This window comes from Sphaerotilus montanus, from assembly GCF_013410775.1.
In the GTDB taxonomy this organism is placed as follows: domain Bacteria; phylum Pseudomonadota; class Gammaproteobacteria; order Burkholderiales; family Burkholderiaceae_C; genus Sphaerotilus; species Sphaerotilus montanus.
Window position 1 is genome coordinate 3,214,810 of sequence record NZ_JACCFH010000001.1, and the last position, 12,376, is coordinate 3,227,185.

The 12,376-nt window shown below is 53.1% G+C and carries 9 protein-coding genes; 7 read left to right on the forward strand and 2 right to left on the reverse strand.

From position 1 onward, the window contains the following. Window positions 1–83: 83 nt before the first annotated feature. The 5 genes from BDD16_RS14720 to BDD16_RS14740 all read left to right on the forward strand — a co-directional run bounded on the left by BDD16_RS14720 (window position 84) and on the right by BDD16_RS14740 (window position 7,116). Window positions 84–1,424, forward strand: a complete 1,341-nt coding sequence (locus BDD16_RS14720; protein WP_179634634.1) for a polysaccharide biosynthesis protein — start codon at window positions 84–86, stop codon at window positions 1,422–1,424. After that, window positions 1,421–2,521 carry a glycosyltransferase family 4 protein gene (locus BDD16_RS14725; RefSeq protein WP_179634635.1) on the forward strand — a complete coding sequence of 367 codons (1,101 nt, stop codon included), beginning with the start codon at window positions 1,421–1,423 and terminating at the stop codon, window positions 2,519–2,521. Before BDD16_RS14720 ends, BDD16_RS14725 begins: the two co-directional genes overlap by 4 nt. 29 nt (window positions 2,522–2,550) lie before the next feature. Next, window positions 2,551–3,636, forward strand: coding sequence for a glycosyltransferase (locus BDD16_RS14730; RefSeq protein ID WP_179634636.1), 1,086 nt, complete (start codon window positions 2,551–2,553; stop codon window positions 3,634–3,636). 278 nt (window positions 3,637–3,914) lie between these two features. Further along, window positions 3,915–5,237 carry a UDP-glucose dehydrogenase family protein gene (locus BDD16_RS14735; RefSeq protein WP_179634637.1) on the forward strand — a complete coding sequence of 441 codons (1,323 nt, stop codon included), beginning with the start codon at window positions 3,915–3,917 and terminating at the stop codon, window positions 5,235–5,237. Between the two features lie 79 nt (window positions 5,238–5,316). Beyond that, on the forward strand, window positions 5,317–7,116 hold the full coding sequence (locus tag BDD16_RS14740) for a hypothetical protein (RefSeq protein ID WP_179634638.1): 1,800 nt from the start codon (window positions 5,317–5,319) through the stop codon (window positions 7,114–7,116). Between the two features lie 200 nt (window positions 7,117–7,316). Here the strand turns inward: BDD16_RS14740 and BDD16_RS14745 are convergent, their stop codons facing one another. Together BDD16_RS14745 and BDD16_RS14750 are read right to left on the reverse strand one after the other, a co-directional pair. Beyond that, window positions 7,317–8,237, reverse strand: coding sequence for a glycosyltransferase family 2 protein (locus tag BDD16_RS14745; RefSeq protein ID WP_179634639.1), 921 nt, complete (start codon window positions 8,235–8,237; stop codon window positions 7,317–7,319). Between the two features lie 155 nt (window positions 8,238–8,392). Beyond that, a complete protein-coding gene (locus BDD16_RS14750; protein ID WP_179634640.1) occupies window positions 8,393–9,850 on the reverse strand; it encodes an undecaprenyl-phosphate glucose phosphotransferase in 1,458 nt (485 codons plus the stop codon). A 314-nt stretch (window positions 9,851–10,164) separates the two neighbouring features. On the opposite strand from BDD16_RS14750, the gene BDD16_RS14755 reads away from it, so the two are divergent. Continuing rightward, window positions 10,165–11,451, forward strand: coding sequence for a nucleotide sugar dehydrogenase (locus tag BDD16_RS14755; protein ID WP_246332561.1), 1,287 nt, complete (start codon window positions 10,165–10,167; stop codon window positions 11,449–11,451). Next, window positions 11,439–12,266, forward strand: a complete 828-nt coding sequence (gene fdhD, locus BDD16_RS14760) for a formate dehydrogenase accessory sulfurtransferase FdhD (protein ID WP_179634642.1) — start codon at window positions 11,439–11,441, stop codon at window positions 12,264–12,266. Before BDD16_RS14755 ends, fdhD begins: the two co-directional genes overlap by 13 nt. Window positions 12,267–12,376 lie beyond the last annotated feature (110 nt).

The window sequence follows — 12,376 nt, forward strand, 5'->3', positions numbered from 1 at the left end:
TCTGTAAAATAATATTTTACAGCGCATTTAATTATTGCGTCTTGTTGTTTTGTTGATTAATTTCATATTAATATGAGGATATCTTGAAAATATTTTTAGGGCCTTTTGGTTATGCTATTGCTAATCTGTTTTCTGCTGCTAGCGGCTTTGTTTTGGTTCCGCTATTGACTCGCACTCTGAGTGACGACGGGATGGCTTCATGGATCGTCATGGAGCCTGCGCTGGTTTTGCTTGGCCAGTTGCTGATGCTTGGCCTTGGACATGCTGTACTTCAGCAGCTTTGCGAGGCAAAGCTTGATCGGAAAAATGTTTTTTACTCGCATATCAGCGCACTGTCTTTAGTCTCGCTTGGGTGTTTGATTTTCGGTGCGGCGGCATTATTTATTTTTGATAAAAATACTGTTTTATTGTTTCTACTCAATGTAATTACAGAGGTTATGTTGGGTTATGTGATTTACTATGCGCGCGCTTCCAATGATTTAAAAATTTATTACTCTGCATCGGTTGCTAGGCCGTTGTTGATTGTCATTGCCTGGATGACGGTTTCATATATTTCCGCGAGTGGTTGGCAACAAAATAATAATGAGTCAATTGAAAATTTTTTGTTGATTAGATTTTGCATCGCTGCTTTTATCTTCGCTGTAATTATTTGGGGTACAGCAGTTTTTGATTCAAAAAAACAAGATGCTCGTGCTGTTTTTGAAAAAAATCTTGTATTTGATGCCATCAAGTTCGGAATTCCTTTGACAATTGCGAGCGCTCTTGTTGCGTTCCAAGATTTTCTTGTCAGATATCTACTTGCAAATTTTGTCCGACAAGATATTTTGCTCGAATATTACGTTCACTTGAAGGCTGTCGCCTTGGTTGGGAATTTTGTGGTTTCACCATTGGCAATTTGGTGGGGTGCCGAGCGCTACCGTGCAATGGCAAAGGGGGATGCCCATTTTAATGAACGGGCTAATAGTGTCATGATTAAAAGTTGCGCTCTGTACGCTTTTTTGAGTGCAATTTTTCTTGTGGTTTTGCCTTGGACTATCAATATTTTTAGCCCAGGAATGCAAAGCAGCATGCTCTTGGCTTCATTGCTGCTTGCCGTACCGTTTACACAAATGTTGGTGCATTTGACGAACGCAGGCTTGATGCGGCAAGGCGTGACAAAGTATCAGATAGTGGTTCAGTCGCTGAGTTTGGTGACGGTTTCTATTGGATGTGTCGGACTTCTGCGGTGGATGGGTATCGGGGTTGCTGGGGCATTTTTGTTAGCTAATCTCATGGCGTTTTCGGTCTCATACTATTTATCTATAAAATTCTATCCTGTGCGTTATCGTGTCGTGCGAAGTGTAGGTGCAGCTGGTTTTGTATTTATTGTGGCTTATTTTGTTATAAATCTGACCGCTGTATCATTCGAGAGGATTTGGCTATGAAAGTCGTGTTTCTTGCGCAGGGTGCATTTTCCTCAATCGGGGGTATACAAAGATTTAATACCCGCTTGATCCAATCTTTGAGTCAGATATCATGTGATGATGTTGAGTGTGAAGTTGAGGTTATGATTCGTTCGGATTCGACGCGGGATCTTCCGAATAACATGCCTGGTGTTGTGATGGAGTCATTCTCTGGTGCCGCAGCTGGATTTGCTTGGCGATCATTGTTATCGGCGGTCCGTGCGCAACGAATAATTCTTGGGCATATTAATTTTCTTCCATTGGCTGTTCTGTTTAGATTATTGAATCCACGTGCGTCTGTGTACATGATCGCGCATGGCATAGAGGTGTGGGGGGGGGCTGAGTTCAGGGCGTATCGCTGGTGGGAGCCTTTGGCTCTTCGAAAGTGTGTTGATCACATATTGTCGGTCAGTGAATTTACTGCCAAGAAAATAGTTGACCACACGGGTTATAAAGCTGAAAAAATAATAAATTTCCCTAATGTTATTGATGTCGATGTTAGTGACGTTCCCGTCGATGCCGCGGTGCGGTCTTCCGCAACTATTCTGACTGTGACTCGGTTGAGTGGGAGTGAGCGAAAAAAGAATGTGAATATTGTAATTTCAGCAATAGCCGAGTTGAAGAAAATTGGTATTGTGGCGACCCTGCACGTGGTTGGAGATGGAGAATTGTTGGGAGAACTGAAGGCGTTGGCTGCTGATTTGGCAGTAGATACGCAGGTTGTTTTCCATGGAAAAGTTTCTGACGATCAATTGAATTTACTTTATCGATCTGCTTCGATATTTGTTCTGCCTTCGGAGAAAGAAGGCTTTGGTATCGTTTATCTGGAGGCGTGGAAGAATGGTCTTCCTGTGATAGCAGCAAAGGCGACAGCGATACCTGAAGTTGTCGATGACGGTGTGGATGGATTAGTGATTTATCCTGTTGAGCCTGCTGTGCTGTGTCGAGCCTTGGCTAAGTTAATCGATGATCCAGTACTTGCACGCAAGATGGTGGAGAATGGCCGGCGTAAAATTTCTGATAAGTTTAATCACCCGGCATTTGTTCGTAGATTAAAAGCAGCATTGAAAGTTTTATAATGGCAAAAATATTACGCATCATCGAAAGCTTGGATCCATCCAAAGGTGGGCCAGCCTACAGCGTACGAGAAAGCTCTTCTATTTTGGCGGCCCGTGGTCACGACGTTACTGTGCTGACTCTGGACGATGCCGCTCATCCACCCATTGATCCCCGCTCGTTGAATTTCCTATATATCCCGATAGGAAAGGGTATTGGTGGATTCTCGTTTAATATTAAATATTTTTTTTGGCTCGTTTCTAATCGCTCCCGCTTTGACTTGACCATCATTCATGGAATATGGCAATGGCCCAGCTTGGCCTATCGCTTGGCGCGAAAATCCGCGGATAAGTTTATCGTCATGCCTCATGGATCTTTAGACGTTTGGGACCGCGATGTAAAAAAGGCTAAATTTATCGCAAAGAAATTGTATTGGCGATTTGTCGAGTTGCCCCTTTATAGGACTGCTCAGAATGCTTTTTTTACCGCTGAAGATGAATTAATTGCGGCTCAATCACAATTTACATTCTCTGGTGTTTCTGGGCGTGTTGTTCCGTATGGTGCTGTCAGCGTAGGTGCTCCCAGGAAAAATATTCTTTTATCTGACCGTTATACATTTGGTTATATGGGGCGGATACATGAAAAAAAAGGTATAGAGTTGTTGTTGGATGTTTTTGCTAAAGTTGTCAATGAATTTCCAGAGGCTAGACTTCGTATTGCTGGTACCGGTGCAAAAGATTATGTGGATTTTTTGAAAAATAAGTGCCAAATTTTAAATATATCAAAAAAAGTAGAGTGGTTGGGTAATGTTCATGGTGTGACAAAACACCATATGCTCACATCTATTGGATTATTTGTTTTGCCATCTTTTCAAGAGAATTTTGGATTGGCGGTGGCTGAATCACTTTCAGTTGGGACGCCTGTTCTCCTGTCCGAACATGTAAATGTGCACAAACGGGTTAGTGCCTACTCTGCGGGAATCGTCTCTGGTCGGACATTTGATGAATTTTATGCGGCGATGCACTGCTGGATTACAAACCCTGATTTGTATCAGGAGTTTAGGGATAATTCTGTGAAATGTTTCGACAATACTATGTCGCTGCACAAGCATGTGGATTGCATTGAGGGTGTTTTGTGAAAGTAAATATGCTGGGTGTATCAGTAGATGCCGTGCTCCGCAGTCTGTACCCCGATCCTGTTCGCAGGCGTCCTCACTCCTGTGGCCGAGTCTGACTTCTCCCGCCCGTACACCATCGATTTCGGCTCTTCACCTTCCCGATGCGGACTGCCGACCCTGCTACCAACAGCGCCCTTCTGGCATTGTTCGTGCGTCCGACACTCGCCAATCAGGGCTAACCCCTGCATTCTTTGAACTGGCTTTTTGCCGGCACTCTTAAAAACATAGGAACCAACTACATGAAAGTTACCGTCATTGGCACCGGCTACGTCGGATTGGTGACAGGCGCGTGCCTGTCGGAGATGGGCAACCACGTGGTGTGCCTGGACGTGGATCCGGCCAAGATCAAGATCCTCAACGACGGCGGCATCCCGATCCATGAACCCGGCCTGCTCGAAGTCGTGCGCCGCAACGTCGCCGCCGGCCGCCTGGAGTTCACCACCGACATCGAACGCTCGGTCGCCCACGGCACCATCCAGTTCATCGCGGTCGGCACCCCGCCCGACGAGGACGGCTCGGCCGACCTGCAGTACGTCACCGCCGCCGCGCGCAACATCGGCCGCTCGATGACCGACTTCAAGGTCATCGTCGACAAGAGCACCGTGCCGGTGGGCACGGGCGACAAGGTGCGCGCCGCCGTCGCCGACGAGCTGGCCAAGCGCGGCCTGCCGGAGATGGAGTTCGCCGTCTGCTCGAACCCGGAATTCCTGAAGGAAGGCGCGGCCGTCGCCGACTTCATGCGCCCGGACCGCGTCGTGGTCGGCGCCGAGGACGAGCGCGCCATCCTGCTGATGCGCGCGCTCTACCAGCCCTTCGTGCGCAACCGCGACCGCCTGTTCATCATGGACGTCAAGAGCGCCGAGTTCACCAAGTACGCCGCCAACGCGATGCTGGCCACCCGCATCAGCTTCATGAACGAGCTGTCACGGCTGGCCGAGAAGGTGGGCGCGGACATCGAACTGGTGCGCGTGGGCATCGGCAGCGATCCGCGCATCGGCACGCACTTCCTGTACGCGGGCGCGGGCTACGGCGGCTCGTGCTTCCCCAAGGACGTGAAGGCGCTGGCCATGACCTCGGCCGAGATGGGCATCCCCTCGAAGATGCTCAAGGCGGTCGAGGAGGTCAACGAGGAGCAGAAGATGGTCCTCGTCGACAAGGTGGTCGCCAGGTACGGCGAAGACCTGTCGGGCAAGACCTTCGCGATGTGGGGCCTGGCGTTCAAGCCCAACACCGACGACATGCGCGAGGCACCGAGCCGGGTCATCATCGGCGAGCTGCTCAAGCGTGGCGCGAAGGTGCAGGCCTATGACCCCGTGTCGGCCGCCGAAGCGCAACGTGTCATGACCGGCTGGGACGGCCTGAGCTATGCCGACGGGCAGAAGCAGGCCCTGGAAGGCGCCGATGCGCTGCTCATCGTCACCGAGTGGAAGGAGTTCCGCACGCCCGACTTCGAGGCCATCCGCGACAGCCTCCAGGACAAGATCGTCTTCGACGGGCGCAACCTCTACGAGCCGGAGCTCATCCGCTCGTTCGGGCTGACCTATCTCTCCATCGGGCGATAATCACCCATTCGATAAAATAAAAGCGGATTATTATCCGCTTTTATTTTTTAAATTTTCAGCGCTGAAATTTATCCAAATTATGAGTGTGGCATATAAAAATTTAATTTTGGCTGCTGCTGTAAATTTCTTATTTGCACTATCGGCGACGGTCTGCGCTCAACAGGTGGAGCCAATTGCTGCTGGCTTTGATAAAAAAATAGTAAAATCGTCGTGGATGTATAGAGTAATTGCAGAAAATACAGTGTTTTTAACAAGTGCAGCAAGTAAAGCGCAAGGTGAAAATAAGCGGGAATTAATTAAAAAATCTGCCGAACAGATTAGATATCTAATAGACAGCATGGAGCCAGATGGAACTTGGTGGAACCCATCTCGAAAAATAGATGGGGACCCAAATGTAAATCGATTCGTACTCGCACCACTGCTTGATGCTATCACCATTGCGGAACGCATTGAAGATTATCCAAGAGAAATTTTATACTGGAAATCGCAAGCTTTGATAGCGGCTGAATTTCAATATGAGGCATATCACGGAAGAGTGCCATGGGATTTGGGCGCAGCAATTTTTAAGAAATATCCAAATCAAGATGTTTACTATTTGTTGATATGCGCGCTAGCAAAAAACATCAGCCAGAGTGAAAAATTTCAGCACGATGAGCAAGAAGCCTTGGAAGGACTTGAAAACCAACTAATGCCAAGTGGCGGATGGCATTATGTTGGTGAAGAGACGGAGTCTCCAGTTTATCATTATATAACAGAAATTATATTGTCAAGATACTACGAAATAACAAAAAGTGCGCGGGCGCTCGCTATACTGAAGTCATCAGTTAAGTACTGGGATCAGATTTTGTCTGATAATGGCCAACCAAGTTATACTGCAGATCCTTGGTGGAAGCAGTTCTGGCAACCAATACCTAAATCGGCAGTTCAGTTGGCAGAGCGTATCAGTAAAAGTAAAAAATTATCTGCAATATTGAAAATAGATAATAAATATTTTTCAAAAGAATCTGGAGTATCTAGCGCATACATATCAGAGTGGATAAATCCAAGCTTTGAAGAAGTAAATTTCTTAAAATCTCCGCACGGATTTTTCTTTGATGCCGATGCTAAAAGATATTTTTCCGAAGAGAATAGTATTTACACGGACCTCGTCGAAGGTCGTGGCCTTCGCAACACCTTTGTTGGTATTCGTTACTGCAATCTGAAGAGCGCGACATTCTGTTCCACAATGAGAGCTGTAACGCCAAAAATAAAAACCACTGAAAAAACCTCAAAAACACTTTTTTTGTCGGCCCCTGAGGATGATGGTGCCTTTAAAGAAGGCCTTCACGGAGTAGCATACGCAATAAAATATAAAATTCATCCGGCTGTAATAAATAGTACACCAAAGCCAAAATCCATTGATACGCCATTCATGGCTCAACAAATATGGTACGCAAAAAGTGACGGCATTACTGGCGTAGTAAGTATCAGTGCGGCTAGAGCAATGGAAACAGAATTGAGTTTAATTAGTACAACGCTAGGTCCGGATCAAATAATTTATGATCCAAGTACCGATACGTATAAATCAGGTGAACTAATTGTAAAATTTTTCAGCTCTTTTGGGGGGAGTGCAATTGAACCAGAACAGAGGATTCAACCGTCTGTTTGGCCGAAATGGAATTCAATTCAGCAAGGCTTTGGCGAGCAAAAATTTTGGAATGTAGGTGATGAGCAAAATATCATTGTATGGGTCGGTCACGATTTGGTAAATGCACCTAAATCTGTCGTCTACAGTCCTGAAGCCGCCACATTACAGGCAACTTACTCAAATATCTCTATAAAAATATCGCATATAAAAGAATTTAATTATTTAAAACTGACGGAGAGCGAAAGTCATTGAAGTAGTTTGTAGTGTTTTAAAATGTTGTAGACTGCGGAAATTGTTGTGCGGCGAGGATGATTTCCATAAATATTGATGTGGATATGCTAATAATTTTTGCCATCCTCGCGTTAGAATAATTTTTGCGTCAGGTTCTGTCTGGCGACGTATTTTTATTCTACAGCAAAATTTTCACCGATAAATTTCATACATAATTTTGTTTACGCATTTAAATTGTGTCCCGTGATTTCTAGTAGTCGAGTTTTTATTTCTTCTGTGTCTGTTATTCCATCTAGTGCGTTTTCTAACTCCATTAGCTTGGCACCTACCAAGAATCTGTACCAGTACCCTTGCAAGAAATGATAGACTAAACCAGTTCTGCCATCTAGAAATCCCATTTGAAAAAAATATCGCCAGATAAAATATAAAAGAGCACTGATGGTAAAAGGTAGTTTATTGTAAATTGATTCCTTCATCATTCTTTTGACGGCGGCTTGAATCGAGGCGCTTTTAGTATTAAGCGCGTCGTCACGTTTATATATATTTCTCCGCTGGATAAGTACGTCGATTGCTTCTCTAGTCGCGTATCCGTTATGCTTGGTGGTGAAGAAGGTAAGATCATTCAGGTTATGGTCTGCAAAACCACCTTCCAGTGTGATGGCTTTGCCACCCCAGATCACCATGTGTTCGTCCATCCACCTGTCTTCGATGCGGCCATGACCATGGCGCCAGATTCGGAGTAGAACTAATGGGTACCGGCCGCCGTGGCGAACCCATCTGCCCATAAAAATATGTTTGCGCTTGAGATTGATTCCCACTACATCGGCGGGTAGAACCGGGAGTTTTTTTTCAAGTTCTGCTCGCAGGTCAGATTCTATTAGTTCATCTGCATCTAGCCTAAGTATCCACGCAGTCTGGATATTTGCATTGTCGAGTGCCCATTGAAATTGTTTTGCATAGTTAATGAACTTGTTTTGCAGGACTGTTGCGCCGTGGGCCTTGGCGATTTCTGCAGTGTTGTCTGAGGAGAATGAATCGACTACTACCACATGTTTGGCTAAGCCTTGAATATTTTTTAAGGCGCGCTCAATATGAATGGATTCATTCTTTGTTAAAATGATTGCTGTTAGATCTAGTGCCATTGTTTGTAATGTTTGTATTTAAAATTATTCCTGCTGAATATGCGGTAATTGAGCTACAGCAGGGCTGCTTTAAAAATTCTTATTTGCGCTTTTGCTAATAGTTGATGTGACTACGGTATCTATTGCGTAAATTTTTATTTATCTGCCAGCTGTGATTAGTACGCGTTCTTGTCCCAGAACGTCAGCTTGACCGTCTTCGCGATGATCCGCAGATCCATCGTCAGCGACCAGTTGCGCAGGTAGTCGATGTCGTACTGCACCCGCCCGATCATCTTGTCCAGCGTGTCGGTCTCGCCGCGGTAACCATTCACCTGCGCCCAGCCGGTGATGCCGGGCTTGACCTTGTGCCGCAGCATGTAGGACTGCACCAGCTCGCGGTATTGCTCGTTGTGCGCGACGGCGTGCGGGCGTGGGCCGACGATGCTCATGCGGCCTTGCAGCACGTTGATGAATTGGGGCAGCTCGTCCAGCGACGTGCGGCGGATGAAGGCGCCGAACGGGGTGACCCGCGGATCGCCCTTGGTGGCCTGGGTGACCTTGGCGCCGTTTTCCATCACGCGCATCGAGCGGAACTTGTAGACCATGATCTCCTTGCCGTCCACGCCATTGCGGCGCTGCTTGAAGACGATGGGGCCGGGCGAGCTGCGCTTCACGCCGATGGCCACCGCCAGCAGGATGGGCGAGATCAGCACCAGGATGAGGCTGGCCAGCACGATGTCGGAGGCGCGCTTGAACAGGCCGTTGATGCCGACGAACGGGCTTTCCAGCAGGCTGACCACGGGCACGCCGTCCATGTTGCGCATGCGGCCCTGGATGATGCTGACGCCGGCCACGTCGGGCACGAAGTAGATCGAGACGGCGCTGTCGTGCAGGTTGGCGATCAGCTGGTCCATGCGCGGCTGCGCGCTGAGCGGCAGCGTGATGTAGACGTCCTTGACGTGGTGGCGCTGGATGCAGTCGAGCGCGTCGCCGATCTTGCCGACGATGTGCTCGCTCGTCTCCGGCGCGCAGCGGGCGGCGTCGCGGTCTTCCAGGTGGCCGACGAAGTCGTGGCCGTAGGCGCGGCGGTCTTGCAGGATCTTGGCCACCTTGGCGCCCAGGGTGCCGGCGCCGATCACCAGGGCCGGTCGGCGGGCGTCCGCACGGCGGGCGTGCTGGCGCATCAGCGCACCGCCGATGAGCACGCTGGCGTATTGCGCCAGTGGCGTGGCGACGGACCACCAGATCAGCACCGAGGTATCGAAGAAGCGGAAGCTCCGGGTCGCGAACCCGCACAGCAGCAGGATGGCGAGCACGGTCGCCCAGGCCACGACGATGTCGACCAGCGCGTTCAGGCGGTTCTCGTAGAAGCGGTTGGTGCCGGGGAACACCAGCAGCATCACCATGATGGAGAGCAGCATCGACGCCCGGTCGAGCACATGCCCGTGCGCAAAATGCACCGTCAGCAGCGCGGCGACGGCCAGCAGCGGCTCCAGCAGCGCGGCTGCAAAGACGGGGATGGAGGGGGGCGGCGCCGAGAAGGGCAGCGCGTTGGCCGGGCTGTTCAGATGCAACCCTTCCGGACCGTACTGCACCGGGCGAAGGATGTTATGGATCTGTACGTCGGCTGGCATCGGTTGTTTCCCCTGTTATTTCACTGACTCACGCGCCCGGAAGTGTGCTTGACGTTGGGCGCTCGGCGGTACCCACTTCCCCACACCGGGGGTGTTTGTTGCATTTTTTCGCGTAATCGGTGGTGGTCAGGCTCCACCTGTGAGCCCGCAGACCACATCCCGAACACGGTGGCATCGTAAGCAAGGGGCGCGCCTGCGCGCCAGCCGCGAATGCGGGGGGCCGCGGCAAATCACCGGTACCGATCGGTTTTCACGCCGGTCGGACACAATCCCGGCTGAACCGAATCCTCTTCCGTCCCCGCATGCACCCCACCTTGTCTTCTCCCACTGTCGCGGTCCTTGGCGTCGGCTATGTCGGCCTGCCGCTGGTCGTCGAGTTCGGCCAGCACCTGCCGACCATCGGCTTCGACATCTCCGCCGACAAGATCGCCCGCTGCCAGGCGGGCACCGACCCGTCGCGCGAGATCTCCGACGCGGACATGGCGCAGGCCACCCACGCCCGCTACACCTGCGACCCGGCCGCGCTGCGCGAGGCGGATTTCATCGTCGTGGCCGTGCCGACCCCGGTGGACGAGGCCCGCATCCCCGATTTCGGCCCGCTGCTCGGCGCCTGCCGCACCATCGGGCCGAACCTGAAACCGGGCGCGGTGGTGGTGTTCGAGTCGACGGTCTACCCGGGCGCGACCGAGGAGATCTGCATCCCGGAGCTGGAGCGGGTGTCGGGGCTGGTCTGGCAGCGCGACTTCTTCGTCGGCTACAGCCCCGAGCGCATCAACCCGGGTGACCGCGAACACCGCCTGACCAACGTCATCAAGGTGGTGGCGGGCGACTCGCCGGCCACGCTGGAGAAGGTGGCCGCGCTCTACCTGACCGTGGTGGAGCCGGGCGTGCACCGCTGCAGCAGCATCAAGGCGGCGGAGGCCTGCAAGGTGATCGAGAACACCCAGCGCGACCTGAACATCGCGCTGATGAACGAGCTGTCGATCATCTTCGACAAGATCGGCATCGACACCACCGAGGTGCTGGAGGCGGCGGGGACGAAGTGGAACTTCCTGCCCTTCCGCCCGGGGCTGGTGGGCGGGCACTGCATCGGCGTCGATCCCTATTACCTGACGCACAAGGCCGAGATGCTCGGCTACCACCCGCAGGTGATCCTGGCCGGGCGGCGCATCAACGACGGCATGGGCAAGTACATCGCCGAGCAGACGGTCAAGCAGATGATCGCCGCGGGCAGCTACATCAAGGGCGCGCGCGTCAACGTGCTGGGGCTGACCTTCAAGGAGAACTGCGCCGACCTGCGCAACAGCAAGGTGGTCGACATCATCCAGGAGCTGCGCAGCTACGGCGTCGAGGTCTTCGTGCACGACCCGGAGGCGGACCCGGACGAGGCGATGCACGAATACGGCGTGCGCCTGCTGGGCTGGGACGACCTGCCGCGCGCGGATGCCGTGGTCGCGGCTGTCGCACACCGGCGCTTCCGCACGCTGGGCGCGGAGGACCTGGTGCGCAAGCTGGTCAAGGGCGGCTGCGTGATCGACGTGAAATCGGCGTTCGACGCGCCGGCGCTGGTGGCTGCGGGGCTGCGCGTATGGCGCCTCTGATCCACCGCGTGGTGCGTCGCCTGGGCACCGAGGCGGCGCGGGACGAGTCCGCCGGCCTGGCCGAGGAAGTCCCGGTCGCGCTGGTCTACAACGGCATCTCCCACGCCGTGATGCTGGCCTCGCCGCAGGACCTGGAGGACTTCGCGCTCGGCTTCTCGCTGTCCGAGGGCATCATCGACCGCGCGGACGATCTGCTCGACTGCGAGACCACGCCCAGCGACCTGAGCGTGTCCGAGTCGCTGGCGGGTGTGCCGGAGCAGGGGATCTCGCTGGAGCTGAAGGTCACGCTGCGCTGCTTCATGCGCCTCAAGGAGCGCCGCCGCACGCTGGCCGGCCGCACCGGCTGCGGCCTGTGCGGCACCGAGAGCCTGGCCGAGGCGATCCGCCCCGTGCGGCGCGAAGTGGCGCCGGTGGTCGTGGCCACGGCGGCACTGGCCCGCGCGATGGCCGAGATGCCGGCGCACCAGACGCTGTCGCAGGCGACGGGCGCCACCCACGCCGCGGCCTGGTGCGGGCTGGACGGCGCCGTGCGGCTGGTCCGCGAGGACGTCGGCCGCCACAACGCGCTCGACAAGCTCATCGGCGCGATGGCGCTGGCCGAGGTCGATCCGGCCGACGGCTTCATCGCCGTGACGAGCCGGGCGAGCTACGAGATGGTCTACAAGACGGCGAGCGCGGGCGTGGGCCTGCTGGCGGCGGTATCCGCGCCGACCGGGCTGGCGGTGCGCACGGCGGAGTCGGCCGGGCTGGTGCTGGCGGGGTTCGTGCGGGGCGATCGGGCGACGGTCTATACCCACCCGGAGCGGGTGCGGTGACCGATCCCCTTGCATGACTCCCTCCCCCCAGCGGGGGGAGGGCCGGGGAGGGGGGCCACCGACACCGAGATGCCCGCTGACCCCGAAGCCCCCCTCCCAGCCTCCCCCCG

What these genes read in the sequence shown, in the direction of transcription:
- BDD16_RS14740 (WP_179634638.1), top strand. Translation starts at nt 5,317, where the DNA reads ATGAGTGTGGCATATAAAAATTTAATTTTGGCTGCTGCTGTAAATTTC.
- BDD16_RS14745 (WP_179634639.1), bottom strand. Translation starts at nt 8,237, where the DNA reads ATGGCACTAGATCTAACAGCAATCATTTTAACAAAGAATGAATCCATT.
- fdhD (WP_179634642.1), top strand. Translation starts at nt 11,439, where the DNA reads ATGGCGCCTCTGATCCACCGCGTGGTGCGTCGCCTGGGCACCGAGGCG.
- BDD16_RS14725 (WP_179634635.1), top strand. Translation starts at nt 1,421, where the DNA reads ATGAAAGTCGTGTTTCTTGCGCAGGGTGCATTTTCCTCAATCGGGGGT.
- BDD16_RS14750 (WP_179634640.1), bottom strand. Translation starts at nt 9,850, where the DNA reads ATGCCAGCCGACGTACAGATCCATAACATCCTTCGCCCGGTGCAGTAC.
- BDD16_RS14735 (WP_179634637.1), top strand. Translation starts at nt 3,915, where the DNA reads ATGAAAGTTACCGTCATTGGCACCGGCTACGTCGGATTGGTGACAGGC.